16 protein-coding genes are annotated in these 18783 nt (G+C 66.6%); 11 read left to right on the forward strand and 5 right to left on the reverse strand.

Annotated elements, in window-relative coordinates; genetic code table 11:
• Both V5A38_RS00395 and V5A38_RS00400 read left to right on the forward strand, forming a co-directional pair.
• The coding region (locus V5A38_RS00395) for an MMPL family transporter (RefSeq protein ID WP_332323761.1) at window positions 1–1822 on the forward strand (1822 nt) is incomplete at its 5' end.
• Window positions 1823–1997: 175 nt separating this feature from the next.
• Entirely contained in the window at window positions 1998–2843 is an 846-nt protein-coding gene (locus V5A38_RS00400) for a DMT family transporter (protein WP_332323762.1), read from the forward strand.
• Here V5A38_RS00400 and V5A38_RS00405 read toward each other — a convergent pair.
• The 3 genes from V5A38_RS00405 to V5A38_RS00415 all read right to left on the reverse strand — a co-directional run bounded on the left by V5A38_RS00405 (window position 2744) and on the right by V5A38_RS00415 (window position 5290).
• On the reverse strand, window positions 2744–4114 hold the full coding sequence (locus tag V5A38_RS00405; protein ID WP_332323763.1) for an MATE family efflux transporter: 1371 nt from the start codon (window positions 4112–4114) through the stop codon (window positions 2744–2746). The genes V5A38_RS00400 and V5A38_RS00405 overlap by 100 nt on opposite strands.
• A 96-nt stretch (window positions 4115–4210) precedes the next feature.
• Window positions 4211–4396: a hypothetical protein gene (locus V5A38_RS00410; RefSeq protein WP_332323764.1), complete on the reverse strand. Its 186-nt coding sequence runs from the start codon at window positions 4394–4396 to the stop codon at window positions 4211–4213.
• 252 nt (window positions 4397–4648) lie between these two features.
• The gene (locus V5A38_RS00415) at window positions 4649–5290 is read right to left on the reverse strand and encodes a helix-turn-helix domain-containing protein (protein ID WP_345786261.1); all 642 of its coding nucleotides are present in this window, start codon (window positions 5288–5290) and stop codon (window positions 4649–4651) included.
• 159 nt (window positions 5291–5449) lie between these two features.
• Between V5A38_RS00415 and V5A38_RS00420 the strand changes: the two genes are divergently transcribed.
• From V5A38_RS00420 to V5A38_RS00450, 7 genes are all read left to right on the forward strand, one after another.
• Window positions 5450–6817 (forward strand): phosphomannomutase, encoded by a 1368-nt coding sequence (locus V5A38_RS00420; RefSeq protein ID WP_332323766.1) that lies wholly within the window; start codon window positions 5450–5452, stop codon window positions 6815–6817.
• A gap of 165 nt (window positions 6818–6982) precedes the next feature.
• Window positions 6983–8071: a BMP family protein gene (locus V5A38_RS00425; protein WP_332323767.1), complete on the forward strand. Its 1089-nt coding sequence runs from the start codon at window positions 6983–6985 to the stop codon at window positions 8069–8071.
• Window positions 8072–8131: 60 nt separating this feature from the next.
• The gene (locus tag V5A38_RS00430; protein ID WP_332323768.1) at window positions 8132–9727 is read left to right on the forward strand and encodes an ABC transporter ATP-binding protein; all 1596 of its coding nucleotides are present in this window, start codon (window positions 8132–8134) and stop codon (window positions 9725–9727) included.
• Window positions 9724–10857 carry an ABC transporter permease gene (locus tag V5A38_RS00435; protein ID WP_332323769.1) on the forward strand — a complete coding sequence of 378 codons (1134 nt, stop codon included), beginning with the start codon at window positions 9724–9726 and terminating at the stop codon, window positions 10855–10857. The genes V5A38_RS00430 and V5A38_RS00435 overlap by 4 nt, the downstream gene beginning before the upstream one ends.
• Window positions 10854–12080 carry an ABC transporter permease gene (locus tag V5A38_RS00440; protein ID WP_332323770.1) on the forward strand — a complete coding sequence of 409 codons (1227 nt, stop codon included), beginning with the start codon at window positions 10854–10856 and terminating at the stop codon, window positions 12078–12080. The genes V5A38_RS00435 and V5A38_RS00440 overlap by 4 nt, the downstream gene beginning before the upstream one ends.
• Before the next feature lie 83 nt (window positions 12081–12163).
• Window positions 12164–13702, forward strand: coding sequence for a SagB/ThcOx family dehydrogenase (locus tag V5A38_RS00445; RefSeq protein WP_332323771.1), 1539 nt, complete (start codon window positions 12164–12166; stop codon window positions 13700–13702).
• A gap of 102 nt (window positions 13703–13804) precedes the next feature.
• The gene (locus V5A38_RS00450; protein ID WP_332323772.1) at window positions 13805–15178 is read left to right on the forward strand and encodes a geranylgeranyl reductase family protein; all 1374 of its coding nucleotides are present in this window, start codon (window positions 13805–13807) and stop codon (window positions 15176–15178) included.
• Between the two features lie 203 nt (window positions 15179–15381).
• On the opposite strand, the gene V5A38_RS00455 is transcribed toward V5A38_RS00450, so the two are convergent.
• Complete coding sequence (locus tag V5A38_RS00455; RefSeq protein ID WP_332323773.1) at window positions 15382–16656, reverse strand: amidohydrolase; 1275 nt, start codon at window positions 16654–16656, stop codon at window positions 15382–15384.
• Window positions 16657–16754: 98 nt separating this feature from the next.
• On the reverse strand, window positions 16755–17081 hold the full coding sequence (locus V5A38_RS00460) for an uS10/mL48 family ribosomal protein (RefSeq protein WP_332323774.1): 327 nt from the start codon (window positions 17079–17081) through the stop codon (window positions 16755–16757).
• 122 nt (window positions 17082–17203) lie between these two features.
• On the opposite strand from V5A38_RS00460, the gene V5A38_RS00465 reads away from it, so the two are divergent.
• Together V5A38_RS00465 and V5A38_RS00470 are read left to right on the forward strand one after the other, a co-directional pair.
• Window positions 17204–17662, forward strand: a complete 459-nt coding sequence (locus tag V5A38_RS00465; RefSeq protein WP_332323775.1) for a bis(5'-nucleosyl)-tetraphosphatase — start codon at window positions 17204–17206, stop codon at window positions 17660–17662.
• A gap of 9 nt (window positions 17663–17671) precedes the next feature.
• The gene (locus V5A38_RS00470; protein ID WP_332323776.1) at window positions 17672–18706 is read left to right on the forward strand and encodes a DUF5787 family protein; all 1035 of its coding nucleotides are present in this window, start codon (window positions 17672–17674) and stop codon (window positions 18704–18706) included.
• Window positions 18707–18783: the final 77 nt, after the last annotated feature.

The following is an 18783-nucleotide window of genomic DNA, read 5'->3' on the forward strand; positions in this document are numbered from 1 at the left end:
GAGGCTCGCCTGTGGCCGTCACGTCGGCAAGGGGGCTGGTTGCGAACCCGACAATATCCGCGGGCGTCCCTTCCTCGTCGTCGCCTATCGCGACCTGGTCGACCTGCTGCTGGGTACCACCGCGCTGGGGATGGCCATCGTCTGGACGTTCGGCTTCCTTGGGCTGGCGGGAATCCCGTTCAATCAGGTGATGATCGCGGTGCCGCCGCTGCTGCTCGCGGTCGGTATCGACTTCGGAATCCACTCGGTGAACCGCTACCGCGAGGAGCGAGAGACCATCGAGGCCGCCGGTACTGAAAGCGCCGCGGCGCCCGACGAGGCGATGTCCGTCGCCTCGCGGCAGTTACTTGTCGCGTTCGCCATCGTCACCGGGACGACCGTCATCGGCTTCCTGTCGAACTTCACGTCCAACCTGGTCCCCATCCGGGATTTCGGCCTCGTCGCTGCCGTCGGCATCCTGTTTACGTTTTTCGTGTTCGGGGTGTTCCTTCCGGCGGCGAAACTCCAGATCGACCGGCTCCGGGAATCGTACCCGATTCCGACGTTCTCGACCCGCCCGCTGGGTAGCGAGGGCACCGCGCTCGGCTCGGCGCTGATGGTCGGTATCGGCATCGCGCGACGCGCGCCGGCGGTATTCCTGCTCGCGATGCTCCTCTCGTCGGCGATGCTCGGCGGCTACGCGACGGGGATCGACACCTCGTTCAGCCAGCGTGATTTCCTGCCGCCCGAGGAGACGCCCGACTACCTGCAGGGACTGCCCGAGCCGTTCCGACCGACAGAGTACGCCGTCGTCTCCCAGCTCAACTTCCTGGAGGACAACTTCGCGGCGACCCAGGGCGGGTCGACGACGGTGTACTGGGAGACACGGATGGAGCGGGATACGGCGCTAGAGGAGATCCACCGTGCTAACAGCGACCCGCCCGAGTCGTTCGTGAGCGAGAACCGCCGGGCGGAGTCGACGAGCGTCCTGAGCGTGCTGGAGACGTTGCAAGCCCGGGACCCCGCCTTCGCCAGCCTGGTCGCGCGTAACGACCGGAACAGCAACGGCGTCCCAGATCGCAACCTCGGGGAGATCTACGACTACATGCTCTCCTCGCCGCTCCGAGCAGAGACGCTACGCTATCTCGATGAGGACCGCCGAAGCACCCGCGTGGTCTACAGTCTCGACGCCAGTGCCCAGAACGACGAGGTGACCGCCGACACCCGCACCGTCGCCGAGCGGTTCCGCGGCGACGCCACCGCGACCGGTGGAACAGTCGTGTTTAGCGCCGTCTCGGACCTGATTTTCCAGTCGGCGGTACTCAGTCTCGCCGTCGCGCTGGCCGGGACGGTGGTCTTTCTCGTCATCGCGTACTGGCTGCTCGAGGGTCGGCCCCTGCTTGGAATCGTCAACACGGTGCCCATCGTCGTCGCCGTCGCTGCTGTCGCGGGGTCGATGCGGGCCGCCGGCATCCCGTTCAACGCGTTCACGGCTACCATCCTCGCACTCACCATCGGGCTCGGAATCGACTACTCGGTCCACGTCGTCCACCGGTTCCTCGACGAGCGCGCAGAGCACGGACGCTGGCTCGCGCTCGAGCGCACGCTCCGCGGGACTGGCGGCGCGCTCGCGGGCAGTATGCTCACGACGGTGTCCGGTATCGGCGTGCTCGTGCTGGCGGTGCTTTCGGTCCTCGGACAGTTCGGGATCCTGACCGCGCTCTCGGTGTTCTACTCGTTCATCGCCTCCGTGGTGGTGCTGCCATCGGCGCTGGTCCTCTGGGACCGATACGTCTCCGAGGACGCCGACACGCCGCTCACACCGACCGCTCGAGGGCGCTGAGCTGTCGGGGACTGGACGACATCGCTAACTACTGGCCCCGAGCCACCTCCGCCATGAGCCGTGAACGACAGACAGACTGGGATCGCACACGTGTGTGCGCTTCGGCGAGGTCTCACCGGCCCAGCGTAGTTGACCCGCCGCGCTCGAATCAGTTCCGCGGCGACTGCGACGACTAATGGCCCGCGCCGCGTTTGGCCCGCTGCTCGCTGCGGCACTCTGGGGCGGCATGTACGTCGTCAGCAAGTGGGGGTTCGCGGTCGTGCCACCCCTTACGCTTGGCTTCCTCCGCGTCGCGCTCGGCGGTATCGTCCTCTACGCGATAGTGCGGGCGAACGGCGACAAGGGCGGCATCGACGCTGACGATTATCGGGGCTTCGCGGTCCTCGGGGCGTGGGTAGCTGCTACCATCGCTACGCAGTTCCTCGGCACCGAACTCACGAACGCGAGCCAGGGCTCGCTCCTGACGATTCTCACTCCCGTGTTCACGGTTGCACTGGGTGCCGCCGTCCTCGGCGAGCGTGTCGGCGCCCGGAAACTGGTCGGTATCGCCATCGCGCTCGCCGGAACGGTCGTCGTGCTCGCCGGGCAGTACGATCTCGCCGCGCTCATCGCTGGAACCGGCGGGAGCCTCGTCGGCGTGTTCCTGTTGGTCGTCGCGAGCCTCTGCTGGGCCGGCTACACCGTCTGGGGGCTACCGCTGGTCCGGCGCTACTCCGGGCTCACGGCGGCGACGTACTCGACGCTCGCGGCGATTCCGATGCTCACGCCGCTCGCCATCGTCGAACTGTCTCTCGACCCGCCGCCGCTCGCCGGACTGCTGGCGCCGCGGGCGATTTTCGTTGTCCTGTATCTCGGCCTCGCTGCGACGGCCGCGGCGTGGGTGCTCTGGTACCGAGGGCTGGAGACACTGCCCGCCGACACTCAGGCGTTCTCGGCGCGCTCGGCGATCATCGACGCCGCCGTTTCGGTCCATCCGCCCCAGACGAAGCCGGCGCCGACGATGATGGCCCAGGAGAGGTAGGTGAGAATCATCCCCGCGTAGACGCCGGGCAGGCCGTAGCCGAGCGTGATGCTGAGCAGGTAGGAGGCCCCGACCATGAACACGAACGCCCCGACCAGCCGCGCGTAGAACGGTGTGCGGGTGTCGCCCGCGCCACGGAGCGTTCCTGCCAGCGGGAAAAACACCGCGAAAAACGGCATCGAGACGGCGAATACGCGCGTGAACGTGACGGCCTGTCGCTGTGTCGTCAGGTCGCTCGTGAACACCCGGACGAGCGGCCAGGCGCCAGCGAACATCACGACGCCGGCCCCGGTCAGAAGGAGCAGACTGAGCCCGAGAAGCGATTTCGCGTTCGCCCGGGCCGCGACCGGCTCCCCCTCGCCCAGCGTCTGGCCGACGACGATGCTGGTGACGGTGCTGACGGAGCGATAGATCGGACCGGTGAGCTGCTGGTAGATGCGCCGGCTGATGTGGTAGGCCGCGTTGGCCTCCGTCCCGAACAGTAGCAGTATCGCGTTGAACGGGAAGTTCGCGAGCGATGAACTCATCCCCTCTGCGAACGTCGGCAGGCTCACCGCGACCACCTGTTTGGCGATGGTGAGGTTGCGCGAGAAGTTGAGCGACAGGACCGTTCGCGAACTGGCGATCGCTGCGGTGACCGTCACAGCTTCCGCCGCTCGACTGATCGCCGTCGCGAGCCCGACGCCGACGATTCCCAGCTCGGGGGCGACCCAGAGGCCCAGGCCGAGGGTAACCGTCAGCACCGCGTTCAGGAGGTTCGTCCCGCCGTTGAGTATCATCGGCGTGCGTGTGTCGCCGGCGCCCTGCAGCGCACGCGCACCGACGAGCCCGACGATGCGCATCGGCGCGATGCCGAAGACGAACGTCAGATAGAGCCCCCCGAGCCGGGCGACTTCGGGCTCCGCGCCGAGGAGCGCGATGAGCGGCGCGCCGAAGAAGAACCCGACGGCGACCAGCGGCAGCCCACAGAACGCCCCGAGGACGAGTGACTGCGTAATCGCCGTATCGCGGGTCACCTGGGCACCCCGACCGGTGTCCTGACTCGAGAGCGCGATCGCCCCGGAGCCGAGGCCGAGGCCCACACGGAGCGGCACCTGTGCGTAGAGGTCTGCGAGCCCGACAGCGGCGACGGCGGCCGGCGAGAACAGCCCGGTGACGATGATGTCCACCGTCCGCATCAACGTCGTGAACGTGTGCTGGACGGAGATGGGCCACCCGAGGCTGATCGCCCGTCGCCAGACCGTTTTCGTCCGTGACCCAAGCAGCGCCATCCAGGTGGGGAGACGAGACTGGGGCCTAACAAAACACTGATAGGAGCAAAGCAGACGAGCACCCGTCCCCAGGCCCCGGTCGGACGCGTCCCCTCCTCAGTCCGACCGCTCTCTTTTGACGACTTCGGTAATCACGGCCTCCCAGTCCGGCTGCTCGGGGCCGTTCCGGCAGTCCCAGCCTCCCTCGACGTCGATGTCGCTGTCGTATGCGCGCCGGAGAAGGTCCTTCAACTCGGCCTGGAACTTCGCTTCGGATTCGAGGGGCGTCTCGTCGGGCGCCACTACAGCCTCCCCCCTCGATGCCTCGTTGGGCCCGTCGTCGACGCGACACTGACGGGGAGATGGCTCCCTGCAGCGGTGGTTGCTCGACAGCGTCCGTGTCTGGCTCCCTCGGTGGAGAACGCCAGTGAGTCAGCCGACACAGATGAGTGCGTGGTAACCATTGGTCGTTGTTCTTCGGTACATGCTCCCGGCGGGTGAGATTGCCCACTGATAATACAGATTATTTAAATAGTCACCGGGTCGCCAATCGCGTCACGACGAGATCAGCGTGTTCGAGATGAGCCGGCGATAGCCCCGTTTGAGCCGGGAGGAGAGTGACTGTTGGGTGATGCCGAGTTCGTCGGCGATCTCCGCGAGCGTCGTCTCCCGCGGCGAGTTGAAGTAGCCACGCTCGTACGCTAGCGCGAGCGCCTCCCGCTGGGTCTCTGTCAGTTCGTACCCCTCGCCCTGGACTGGAAGCAGTGCGTGGATCGCGGTGATCTCGATGGGGATCTCGTGGTCCTGGCACTCCGTCCGGAACTCACTGATCGCCTCACGGCTCTCCCCCCGAACCTCGAACCTCCAGCCGACGGTCCGCCCCACGCCCGAGAGCACGGCGATGTTGGATTTGGCCAGTGCACTCAGAATCCCGAAATACTCCTCTTCCCATTCCGCACGCATGAGGTACTCGTCATCGACGTCGTCGATGAGTTCGATATTGATGACGCCCGCGTGGGTCTCGAACGCGTTCTCGATATCCTTGGTCTCCGCGCCACGGACCCAGAAATACGGGATGACCAGCGACTCGTGTGGGATGAGTCGCTCCAGTTCAATTGTCACCTCCGGCAGGTTCTCGAACACCGTCCCCAGTGGGAACTCGTCGGCCGACGTCGTGAACTCCATCACTGTCGCCATAGAGCACGAGAGGGGAGCCAGGAAAGTAACCTACGGGGGTGGATGTCAGGGAGATAACGGGGCGTGCCTCGTCGCCCGATACCGTCCCGCCCGTCCGAACCGCATCGGCCGTGTCGGTGGAACCGGGCAGGCCAAGTGACCCCGCATCAAGGTGGGGACATGGAACTGTTCGGCACTGCCGGTATTCGTGGCGACGCCCGGCGAACCGTGACTCCCTCGCTCGCCCTCAAGGTCGGCCAGGCCGCCGGCGCCGAGGCCGTCGACGCTTCCAGCGCAGGTGAACCAGTCGAGTTCGTGGTCGCTCGCGACGGGCGCGTGACAGGTGAGGCACTGGTGGCCGCGATGGTCGCGGGCCTCCAGTCGGCTGGCGCTGAAACGGTCGCCATCGGACAGGCAGGCACGCCCGCACTGGCCTACGCCAGCCAGGGTCGCTACGGCGTCGCGGTCACGGCTTCGCACAACCCGCCCACCGATAACGGTATCAAACTGTTCCGCGACGGTATCGAGTACAGCGGCGACGCCGAGGCACGGATCGAGGAGCGCGTCGCCGGCGACGAGGGACCGACCGAGTGGGACGAGTGGGGGTCCGGCAGGAACACCGAGGCGCTCCCTCCGTACCGCGACGCCGTCGTCGAGTACGCAAGTGGGCTTGGTGCGCCGCTCGACGGACTCGAGATCGTCGTCGACTGCGGCAACGGGATGGCGTCGACGACGACGCCCGTCGTGCTCCGCGAACTCGGTGCCTCGGTGGTGACGCTGAACGCCAACGTCGACGGCCACTTCCCCGGACGGGAGAGCAAGCCCACGGCGGAGACACTGGCCGACTGTATCGCCTTCCTGGAGGAGCACAACGCCGACTTCGGAATCGCTCACGACGGCGACGCCGACCGCATCGTCATCCTCGACGAAGATGGAGCGCTCGTCCACGAGGACACGGTGCTCGCGATGCTCGCCGAGGAGTACACCCGGGAGAGCGACGCTCCCGACCGGGTTGTGGTGACGACGCCCAATGCCTCCGCGCGAATCGACGAGCGGGTTCGGGATGCCGGTGGTCGCGTCGAGCGCGTGGCGCTGGGCTACCTACACGACGGTATCGCCGAGGCTCGCGAGGAGGGCGGCACCGTCGTGTTCGCCGCGGAGCCGTGGAAACACGTCCACACTGCCTTCGGCGGGTGGATCGACGGCATCACTTCGGCGGCGGTGCTTGCCCGTTTGTTCGCGGAACGCTCGCTGACCGAGCGACGCGAACCCATCAGTGAACGACCGTACCGCAAGGTGAGTGTCCCCTGTCCCGACGAGCAGAAAGCCGATGCGATGGCGGATCTCGCCGAGTCGTTGCCGCCGGCGTTCCCGGAGGCGACCGTCGACGACGAGTACGGGGTTCGCCTCGAACTTCCCGACGCGTCGTGGCTGTTGGTGCGTCCGAGCGGAACGGAGCCGTATCTCCGCATCTACGCCGAGAGCGACGATGTCGATGCGCTGGTTGAGGAGGCGCGCGGCGTCGTCGAGAACGCCATCGAGAACTGAGTGTCGCGTTTTCGGTTAAGTTGGTTTCAGTAGCGGCCCCGCTGCTTGTCCACTGCCCTGGCTGCTGGGTGGGGCTGTGTACCGCTGACCGGAGAGGCCCGAATACCACAGGTTGGACCCCGAAACGACGACTTTATGGGTCGTTCGCGGCAGGATGAACCAACGATGCGTACAAAGCTCGACCGACGAACGTTTCTCGGAGGCACTGCTGGCGCCGCAGTAACCGGACTCGCAGGCTGCACCGGTGGTGGCGGTGGCAACGACGAGACGACGAACGTCGGGATGGTGTATGCTCTCGGCGGCCTCGGCGACAAGGCGTTCAACGACATGGCCCATACCGGCATCCAGCGCGCTGAGGAGGAACTCGACATCGAGTACTCCAACACCGAGCCCGAGAGTCAGAGTGAGTTCGAGACGATGCAGCGGCAGTTCGCCAGCTCCAGCGACCCGACCTACGAGCTGGTCGCCTGTATCGGCTTCGCACAGACGAGCGCGCTGGAGACCAACGCCGAAGAGTTCCCCGACCAGAAGTTCATGCTGGTCGACAGCACGCTCGACGCCGACAACGTCGCCTCCTACGTGTTCAAGGAAGAGCAGGGTTCGTTCCAGGTCGGCCATCTCGCCGGCCTGCTGACGACCCGCGAGTTCAGCCACGAGGGGAGCTACGGCGGCTCCGATACGACGTTCTCCACGAACTCCGAGAAGACGACCGTCGGCTTCGTCGGCGGGAAGGAGAACCCGCTCATCAAGAAGTTCGAAGCGGGCTTTATGGCAGGCGCCCACCACGTCGACGAGAATATCGAGGTGCGCCGCGCCTACGCCGGCTCCTGGAACGACCCCTCGAAAGGAAAAGAGATCGCCGACTCGATGTACAACGAGGACGCCGACGTCGTCTACCACGCTGCAGGCGGCACTGGCAGCGGCGTCTTCAAGTCCGCCGCCGAACGCGGCAGTCTCGCAATCGGCGTCGACAGCGACCAGTCACTCGAGAACGATGCCAGCCACGCCATCGTGGCGAGCATGGTCAAGCACGTCGACACCGCCGTGTTCAACGCGACAAAAAGCGTCGTCGACGACGCGTTCAACGGCGGCGAGATCACCGCACTCGGTCTCGAGAAAGACGGTGTCGAGGCCGTCATCGGCACCGAGTACGAGGGTGAGCTCCCCAGCGACATCACGGACGCCCTGGAGGAGTCACAGTCCGCAATCAACAACGGCGATATCGAGGTCCCGACCGACCCCGAGAACGCCTGAGCCCGATCTGCTCGCTCTCCCGGCAGTGCCGGGACGAACCACCCACTCTCTCAGAACTAGATGAGCGCCCCCGCGGTTGAACTCCGACGGATAACCAAGCAGTTCCCCGGCGTCCTCGCAAACGACGAAGTCGATCTCGCGGTCGAGCGCGGGAGCGTCCACGCGCTGCTCGGCGAGAACGGCGCGGGGAAAACCACCCTGATGAACGTCCTCTACGGGCTCTATCGCCCGACCGCCGGGACGGTCGTCATCGATGGCACCGAGCGGACGTTCGACTCGCCGCGCGATGCCATCGAGGCCGGGGTCGGCATGATCCACCAGCACTTCATGTTGGTCGAACCGATGACGGTCACCCAGAACGTCGTGCTCGGCAACGAGCCACGGAAGTGGGGTGGGCTCGCGGTCGACCGGAAGCGCGCTCGCGATGAGGTTGCGCAACTCGCTGATCGATACGGGTTCGATGTCGACCCCGAAGCTACGGTGGCGGAGGTCTCTGTCGGCGAGCAGCAGCGCGTCGAAATCCTGAAAGCGCTCTACCGTGGCGCAGACACGCTGATCCTGGACGAGCCGACGGCCGTGCTGACGCCCCAGGAGGTCGAGGAGCTGTTCGCGGTGTTCGAGGAACTCACCGAGGCCGGCAAGACGATTATCTTCATCACCCACAAGCTGAGCGAGGCGACCGGCGCCGCCGACGAGGTGACGGTGCTTCGTGACGGCAGGAACGTCGGGACCGTCGCGACCGACGAGGTGACCGGGGAGCAACTCGCGGAGCTGATGGTCGGCCGTGAGGTGCTGTTCGAGGCGGAGAAACCCCCGGTGGAAAGCAGCGGGGTCGGACTCGCGACCAGTGGGCTGGTCGTCGACGACGACCGCGGCGTCCGCGCTGTCGACGGTGTCGGGTTCCAGGTCGCCCAGGGCGAAGTGTTCGGAATCGCCGGCGTCGACGGTAACGGGCAGTCTGAGCTGGTCGAGGCGATAACCGGGATGCGCTCGCCAGAATCCGGGCAGGTGTTCCTCGGCGACGAAGCGGTCACCAGCGCCTCCCGACGGGAGCGCATCCGGAAGGGGATGGCGTACGTCCCGGAGGACCGCCAGGCCCGTGGGCTGGTGATGGCGTACGATCTCGTCGAGAACGGCCTCCTCGGAAGCCAGCACGACGGCGCGTTCGCGCCCGGCGGCCGCATCAACTGGGACGGTGCGGACCACCACGCCGCGGATATCATCTCCGAGTACGACGTCCGCCCGCCAGACACCGACGCGACGGCGAACGCCCTTTCTGGGGGGAACCAGCAGAAGTTCATCGTCGGCCGGGAGTTCGGGCGCGACCCGGAGGCGGTTGTCGCCGCCCATCCGACTCGGGGGGTGGACGTGGGAAGCGTCGAGTTCATCCACGAACAGCTGCTTGCACTCCGGGAGACGGGAACGGCGGTGCTGCTCGTCTCCTCGAAACTCGACGAGGTGCGGAGCCTCTCGGACCGCCTCGCCGTGATCCACGACGGCGAACTGATGGCTATCGTCGACCCGGAGCGGGTCACCGAGGAACAGCTCGGCCTCCTGATGGCCGGCGAGCATCCCGAGACGATTCCCCGACCGGACGGGATTTCGGACGAGAAGCCAGCGTCGGCGTCCACAGAGGAGACGGAGGGTGAGGCGTGAACACAGAGCGTCTCCCCGACTCGGTGACGAGCGTTCTCGGGCGGCTGGTCGATGCCTCCGTAGGCGAACGGCTGGTCGTCAGCCTCGCCGCAGTGCTCGCCTCCGTGCTCATCGGCGGCGTCGTCACGGTGGTCGCGGGACTGGTCGCTGCGTGTAGCACGCCGACGTTCGGCCCCTCATGCTACAACCCATTCGCAGTGTACGAGTATCTCTTCCTCGCACCGCTCTACAGTTCGTTCAACTTCGGCATTATGGTCGAGCAGACCTCGCTGCTGCTGTTCACCGGACTGGCCGTCGCCGTCTCGTTCCGCGCGGGGCTGTTCAACATCGGGACGCAGGGCCAACTCGTCCTCGGCGGGCTGGCAGCGGCGCTCTCGGCTGTCGCCGTTGGCCCGTTGATCCCGTCGGGACCGGTCGGTGGAGCACTCATCGCGCTCGTCGCGCTGCTTTCCGGCGCGGTCACGGGTGGGCTGTTCGCGGCAATTCCGGGCGCGCTGAAAGCCTACAGCGGCGCCAACGAGGTCATCACGACGATCATGCTCAACTTCGTCGCCAGCGACGTGGCCTTCTTCCTCGTCTCGACGTATTTCCAGAAACCCGGGAGCGGCTCCATCGAGACGCGGAACGTCCCCGACGCGGCGATGATCGGTCCCGGCATCGCACTCGCGATGGGGCTCGCCTTCGTCGCGTTCACGACGTATCTGCTCTGGGGCACCTCCTTTGGCTACGACCTGCGGACCGCGGGACTCCAGCCCGACGCGGCGAAGTACGCGGGCGTCAACGCCGAACGGATGGTGGTCGCCAGCATGACGCTCTCGGGCGCCATCGGCGGCGTCGGCGGTGCCATCTGGGTGCTGATGTCGGTCGGTCGCTGGGTGACCGGCGTGCCGCCGCTCGGCTTCGACGGGATCACCGTCTCGGTGCTGGCCAGCAACAACCCGCTGGGGGTGCTGCTCGCCGGCCCGCTGTTCGGCACCATGTCCGCTGGCAGCCTCTCGATCGACTTCCAACTCGGGGTACCCCGACAGCTCGTCGGCGTCATCCGCGGGCTGGTCATCCTCTTCGTCGCCATGCCGGAGTTCTTCCGCACGCTCGGTGCGCGCTGGGGGCTCGGCGGGGGTGTCCAATGAACGCGGGCAAGCGATTCGTGCTGGCAGCAACCGTGCTTCTGGTCGCTGGAGCGGCGGTGCTCGTCGAGTTCCTCTTCCCGGCCAGCCCGGTGAGCGAACTGATCCGCGTCGTCGACAGCGGCTACCTCGCCTCCGCGATTCGGCTCTCGGTTCCGATCGCGTTCGCCGCGCTCGGCGGTATCTTCGCGGAGAAAAGCGGCGTCATCAACATCGGGCTGGAGGGGCTACTTATCGTCGGCGCCTTCACCGGCATCGCCGTCTCCCACTGGCTCGGCGGCGAGACCGTCGCGGTCTTCCCGGGTATCGTGCTGTTCATCGCGCTGCTGCTCGCCCTTCTCGTCATGCTTGCGCTGCTGGGGCTCCTCGGTGATGGACTCCGAGAGATGGTGGTCCGTCTGGGTAGCGGCACGCTTGTCGCACTCCTGCTGGTGGGGCTCACGCTGGTGCTGACGGGAGCGGGCCAGTCGGCCGCCTGGCTCTCCTTCTACATCGCCGTGCTCGCGAGCGTGGCGCTCTCGCTGCTGTTTGCGGTCGTCACGATCGAGTACCGCGCGGACCAGGTCATCGCCGGGCTGGCCGTCTGGCTCATCGCGCTCGGTGCGGCGCCGTTCGCCAGCAACGTCATCTGGGGCGCCATCAACTCCCCAAGCGTCGACACGCTCGATAGCTGGGCGGTACCGGTGCTTTCTGAGTTCCCGACCATCGGCTCCATCCTCTTCGACGCCGACCCGACGGTGTTCATGCTGCTCGCGGCGACGCCGCTCTCGTGGTACGTCCTCCGGCGTACGTCGTTCGGCTACTGGGTCCGGGCGAGCGGGGAGAACCCCAAAGCGCTCGACACGGCCGGCATCGACGTGCGGCGAGTGCGCTACGCCGCGGTGCTCATCTCCGGTGCGTTCTCGGGTATCGGCGGCGCCAGTCTCTCGCTGGGCCAGATCGGACAGTTCATCGGCAGCGGCTCGACGATGGTCGCCGGCCGTGGCTGGATCGGCATCACGGCCTACCTCTTTGGCAACTACAACCCGCTGGGCGCGTTCGGCGCGTCCCTGCTGTTCGCCAGTCTCGACGCACTCCAGATCCGACTCCAGCAGCTCGGGTACGGCCTCCCGCCCTCGCTGGTCCAGACGATTCCGTACGTCACGGTGATTATCGTGCTCGCACTCGTCGGTCAGACTCGGATTCCGGAGGCCGCGGGCGACCATTACGACTCCGGCGAGGACTGACGCCCACGGAGGGGACGGACTTGCGTGCGGGGAGTTCCCGCGGGCACCGAACGACTATGCCTGTCCGGCCGGATTCCTGCAGTATGACAGACACGATATCCGCCAGGAAGTTCCACGAACGGACGAAACTCCCGCCAGACGACGGCTACGACCGACGGACTCCGGCCAACCTCCCACAGGACCACAAAGCGTACGTCGACCTGCCGAGGCAGCCGCTATCGGACCGTATCCGCCCGCCCCAGGTACCCGCGCTGGCCGCACTCTCCGACGGGAATCCCAACCCGGAATCCCCCGCCACCCGGACCGATATCGACCGCGAGACGCTCACCCAACTCTGCTACCACGCCGCCGGGATCACCAGCGTCCGTGAGGGAGAGCGAACGATCCGCTTCCGAGCGGCCTCCTGTACGGGCGCGCTCTATCACATCGACCTCTACCCCGTGGTCGGCGAGAACGGTCCCATTCCTGCCGGTGTCTATCACTTCGATCCGCTGACCTGCTCCGTGGACGTGCTCCGCGAGGGGGATTTTCGTGGAGTGCTCGCCGACGCATCGGGCCGACACGAACGCGTCGGCGACGCCCCGGTGACGTTCGTCACCACCTCGACGTGGTGGCGGAACGCGTGGAAGTACTCCGAGCGAACCTACCGTCACGCGTTCTGGGACTCCGGGACGGTGCTTGCGAACCTGCTCGCCGTCGCCCACGCACAGGACCTGCCGGCGGAGGCAGTGCTCGGCTTCGCCGACCAGCGTGTCGCGGCCCTGCTCGGTGTCGACATCGACGACGAGGCGCCACTGGAACTCGTCCCAGTTGGCGCCGGGAACCCTGCGCCCGAGGCGCGTGAGATGCCGAATCTCTCCCCGGAGACGGAGCCACTCTCCCCCAACCCGAAACAGTATCCACTCATCACGGAGGCTTATCGCGGGTCAGTGCTCGCCGACGGAGCGGCCGCTCGGGCATGGCGGGAGGCGGCGGCCGCTCCGAGAGAGCGAGCAACAGCAACGCACCCGACTGCGACACAGGGCAAGTCCATTCCGCTCGACCCGGTCGGCGACGACCGGGCGAGCAAGGCGCCGTTGCCGGTGTCGATCCGCCGCCGCCGCTCGCATCGGGAGTACGCGCCCACCCCGCTCAACTTCCGCAAGTTCTCGACGGTGCTTGACCGCGCGGTGCGGTCCCAGCCGCTCGACGCCACGCCCGGCGACGACCCGCTCGCACTGCTCGACTGCTACCTCATCATCAACGCCGTCGAGGGACTGGAGTCGGGGAGCTATCAGTACCACCCGGGAGCTGGGGAGCTGGAACAGCTCCGGAGTGGCCAGTTTCGCGAGGCGGCGACGCAGCTGGCGCTGAGTCAGGAGTGGGCCGGCGACGCCGCCGTCGGGGTTTACTTCATGGCCGACCTCGACGCCGTCGTCGGTCGGCTCGGCAACCGCGGCTACCGCGCAGCGCAGCTGGAGGCCGGCCTGCTGGGCGGGCGGCTCTATCTCGCGACGTACGCGCACCGCGACCTCGCCGGCCTCGGGCTGACGTTCCGTGACGACGCGGTGACCGAGTTCTTCGAGCCACGGGCTGCCGGGACGACGCCGATGTTTCACTACGTGTTCGGGCGGCCGGCCTGACCGCGAATCGGCAGCCGTCAACGGGGTGGCGCCGGACTGCAGGTTCTGTTCCCTGCTCGGGATAAATAAAGAGTTTTGCACCCCGGCGACGGAGGTTGGATAATGACCATACACGAGTACGACATCGTCGTCGTCGGCTCGGGCACGTCCGGCTGTTACGCCGCCGCCACGGCGGCGAAGGCCGGGCTGGACGTGGCCGTGGTGGAGCGGAAAGACGAGGAGGAGGCCGGCCACATCGCCTGTGGCGACGCGCTGAAAGGCGCGGATACGTTCCCCACGGCCATCCCCAAGTCCCGTATCGAGTCCGCCTTCACCAACACCGAGGTCGACCACGGGCGCTTCGAAATCCCCGCCCACGATAGCGTGCTCGACATCCCGGTACCGGGCGAACTCGCCGTCATCGACCGCTGGGAGTTCGGCCGACAGCTCATCAGCGCTGCCGAGGACGCCGGTGCGACGTTCCACTACGACACCGTCGTTACTGACGTGCTGCAGGAGGAAGACGACAGCCGCGTCTACGGCGTCCAGGGCAAGCGCAAGGGAGATGTCGTGGAGTTCCACGGCGACGTGACGATGGACGCCGCTGGCGCGCTCTCGGTGCTGCAGGACCACGCCGACTTCTCTGAGACGACGTTCGACAGCAACGTCTCCTACTCACAGTTCTGCTCAGCGTACCGCGAAATCGTCGAGGTGCCTGAACCTGTCGACTGGGACGACGCGCTGGTGTTCAAACCAACCGAGCGCGCATCCGGCTATCTCTGGTACTTCCCGCGCACGCCGACGACCATCAACGTCGGCCTCGGGTTCCAGATGAGCGAGGAGCCGATGAAGCTGGTCCAGGATCTGCGGAAGGACCTGCAGGAGCGCCCGGAGTTCGAGGGCGCCGAGGTCGTCGACAAACTCGGGGCTTCGCTTCCGACCCGCCGGCCGTACGACTCGGCGACGGCGCCGGGCTACATGGCCATCGGCGACGCGGCGGCGCTGGTCAATCCCACGACCGGCGGTGGTATCGCCGGTGCGGCCTACTCCGGGCAGTACGCTGCCGAGGAGGCCGTCGACGCGATCGAACGGGGCGACGTGAGCGAGCAGGCGCTCTGGCGCTACAACGAGCAAGTGATGGACCACTTCGGCGCCCGCTACGCCGCACTCGACGTGTACAACGTGCTCTCGACGGCCATCGACGTGGACGAACTCATGGAGCTACTGGCGGCGCTTCCCGGCGAGCAGGTCGCCGAAGCGCTCTACTCCGGCAAGACCGAGATGGGGCTGGGGCTGAAACTCAAGACCGCTATCGGCGCCGCGGGCTATCTGCCGAAGATCTGGAAGTTCTACAAGACCAAACAGCTCGCCGAAGAGATCCTCGACCATTACGAGTCGTATCCGGACCGCCCGTCGGTGCTCCCACAGTGGCAGGAGCAACGCGACGAGATCATGGAGCGGGTGTACCAGCGGACAGGCGCGGACCCGAAGTACTAGAACCGACCTTTTGCTGCGGGCCCCGAAGGGCCCTGGCAAAAGCTCGACCAAAAGCCTCCTCGCTCCCTGCGGTCGCTCGTCGGCCCGCTCGCTTCGCTCGCGATGGAACTCTCTCAGTACAGCCCCGCACAGCGACTGCCACTCCTGCTCGACTCTCCTCTACGCTTCGGACGGACTGGTTCAAACCCAGGTACTGTGCCGACTTAGGCCGGGTTCTCACCCAGCGCGAGAATCGCGCCGGCGAGGGTCTCCACGCCGATGCGCAGCGACTCCTCGTCGACGTCGAACTTCGAGGTGTGGTGGCCGTCCGGGTGGTCGGTGCCGAGGCCGATGTAGCAGGCTTTCCCACCGTTCTCCTGGACTTCCTTCATCAGGTAGGTCGCGTCCTCGCTTCCCCCGAGGTCATCCTCGTCCATGATGGAGTCGACACCCTCGACCTCTCTGGCGGCGTCGGCGACGAACTGTGCGAGGTCCTTATCGCTCGTCGCAGACGGCGCTCGGGAGAGGCGACTCCGGGTGGCCTCGACGCCGTGCATGTCGGCAGCTGCGTCGATGACGCTGCCCGTTTCCGCCCACATGTACTCCATCAGTTCGGTGGTGGCCCCGCGGACCTCCGCCTGGAGGCGAGCCTCCTCGGCGATGATGTTCGAGGCGGTGCCGCCCTCGACGACGCCGGCGTTGACCCGGGTCGCCCCGTCACCGTGGCGCGGGATGGCGTAGATGCTGGAGATGGCTTCGGCCATGGCCTGAATCGCGTTGTCACCCTCTTCCGGGTGCGCGCCGGCATGGGCTGGCGATCCCTCGAACTCGACGTCGAAGCCCGAGACGGCGAGGAAGCCGTCCACGGCGGCGACGATCTCACCGGTGGGGTGGTCGAGGCCGATGTGGACCGCGTAGAGATACGCCACGTCCGCGAGCAGGGGGGAGCGGGACATCGGGCCGCCGCCGGAGCCTTTCTCCTCTGCAGGCTGGAAAAACACCTTCAGCTTCCCGTCGAAATCGCTCTCGAGCACGGCGTCGATGACGCCGATGCCGACCGTGGTGTGTGCGTCGTGGCCGCAGGCGTGCATGTAGCCGGTCTCCGAGCGGAACCCCTCCACAGCGGGCTCGTGGTCGTCGGCAGTCGACTCCTCGATCGGGAGGCCGTCGATGTCGACGCGGAGGCCGACGACCGGGCCGTCACCCTTTCGCACGACGGCGACGGCGCCCGTGTTGCCGTCGTCGAGGCGGGAGACGAGGTCCGGGTCGGCGCCGGCCTCGACCGCGCGTTCGCGCCATTCCCTACGGGTTGTTTCGTCGGGGACCGCCATCCGGTCGTCGTCGCCGTACGCGTCCGGGCCGACGTGGAGTTCATCGAGGTCACGCTCCTCCAATACGTCGACGATACGGGCGGTCGTATAGAACTCACACCAGGACGGCTCTGGGTGCTGGTGGAGATCACGACGCAGGTCGATAAGCGCATCCGTCTCGAGTTGCATGGTGGTCATTCCGGCGGTGACGGGCTTAAACCCCGCCATAGCGGCGAGACGGCCAACGTGTGAGGCGGCGAACGGGAGAACTGAGAGGGACCTGGCTGTTAGCGGTAGGCCTGGCTCGCCTGCCGCTCGACGTCGACTTCGAGATGAATGGCGTCCGGAAGGTCGGCGCCGGCGATCTCTCGTGCGATGTGGTCGGAGCCGTGGATCTCGAGCCAGCGTGTGTAAACCGTGTAGTGCCAGGGATCGAACTGTGTCCCCGGTTGGCAGCGAGTGTACTGCGGCACCGAGTGGTGGGTTGGCTGTTCCTGATGTGGACCCTTGCATTCGGCGCCTTTCCGCTCTACCTGCTCTTTGAGTCGCCGGACTGTTTCGTCCAGGGCGGTTTTGTCCCCGCTCTGGAAGGTGAGGGTCGTAACGAAGGTCATAGCGTAGACGTTGGGTTCGAGCCTCAAAAGCGCATCTACCGGCGCTCGCCTTCCGGAACGGCAGGCGGCGTGCGTTCGGGGCACCGAAGCCGATTTAAGAACACGTCGTCTATATCGGCGTAATGACGGTCGAAGCGACGTCAGCTGGAGCCATCCTCTTCCGCGACACCCGCGGCGAACGGGAGTATCTCCTCCTGAAGAGCCGACCCGGGGACTGGGAGTTTCCCAAGGGCGGGGTCGAGGGGGAAGAGGAGCTCCAGCAGACCGCGATTCGCGAAGTAGCAGAGGAAGCAGGTATCGAGGATTTCCGGTTGGTTGACGGGTTCCGCCGGGAGTACGACTACGTGTTCGAGGCCGGCGGCGACACGATTCACAAAACCGTGCATCTGTTCATCGCCCGCTCCTTCGAGGCTAACGCCGAACTCTCCTCGGAGCACCGTGATCTCCAGTGGCGGGATTACGACCAGGCACTGAACACGATCACTCAGAACGGCCCACGCGACATACTGGAGGACGCCCACGACTATCTCGACAGAGTGCGTGAGGCCGAGGGCGAAGGGTACGTCGGGACACCGACGTAGCGCCCAGCCGTGTCCACGACGGCGCTGAACTCGGAGTTCTCTTTCGAGCTACTCGTCTGTCGCTGGGCCGAGTTAGCCTGGCCGCCCGGCGCCGACGACGCGCCGGCGCTCGTCGTCTCCAGACAGCTCGGCACGCAGCGCCGCCGCTGGGACACCATCGTCATCGAATGTGACCCGGCGGGCCTCGCGGCCCGACAGGCGTTCGGCGACCACACGATCGATGCTGAGCTGCTACCGATCGTTCGCCATGCACCCCCAGAGTGGGAATACTACCGCGAGGCGCTCCCGGACCCGGGCTACGACTGGCGCTACGTTCGGGAAGCCATTCACCGCGGGGCCGCGCGCGGACTCATCGACAAGCGCAAGAACGGGCGCCGCATCGAAATCCGGCGGAAGCGGGCCTACCCAGACTGGGTCAGTCGCATCGTCGCCATCGAGAACAAACCGGATCTCGACGCCAGCGCCGCCGCGGCCCTCACTGACCAGTTGACCCACGACGTGGAGACGGCGCTGGCCGACGAGGTGTGGCTGGCGACGAGTCGCACCGGCGACCGCGTCGAGCCGGCGCTGCTGGAGGAGTTCCCGGTCGAGGTGGGTGTGCTGACGTTCGATTTCGCGGACGAGACCAACGCGAGGAGACTAGGTGTCGAGGCGACCGCTGTCGACGCCGACGTGGCGACGGTCGACTGGCTCCCCTCGTCGTTGGACACGGCCGCCGATAGCGAGGCGTTCAGTTCCGAGGAGAAGACGCGGCGGCGACGATGGCTCGCCGAGCGGGCGTACGGCAAAGGCTGGCGCGCCTTCACGGACACGATGCGTCCCGACTGTCGACACTTCGAACTCCGGCGAAGCGGCGAGGCGCTCGTTCCGTACTGCGCGGCGAAAAGTCGCTGTCAGTCAGAAGCAGAGTGTGGCGCCCGCTGTGGCTTTTTCGAGCCAGAACCGCCCCAGTGGCGGACGAACGGCTGGCCCATCGAGGGCGGCCCCGGTCGGGGAATCAGAACGCTGCTGGAGCGTCGACGCGAGCGCGCACGCCGGGAGTAGGGCTCGTCCTCGCGCTCTCGTCGCTCGTTATCGACATCTACTTGATACTTTTCAGCCTGGTGTGGTTCGGCGAGGGC

This window comes from Halolamina sp. (genome assembly GCF_036626355.1).
Taxonomy (GTDB): domain Archaea; phylum Halobacteriota; class Halobacteria; order Halobacteriales; family Haloferacaceae; genus Halolamina.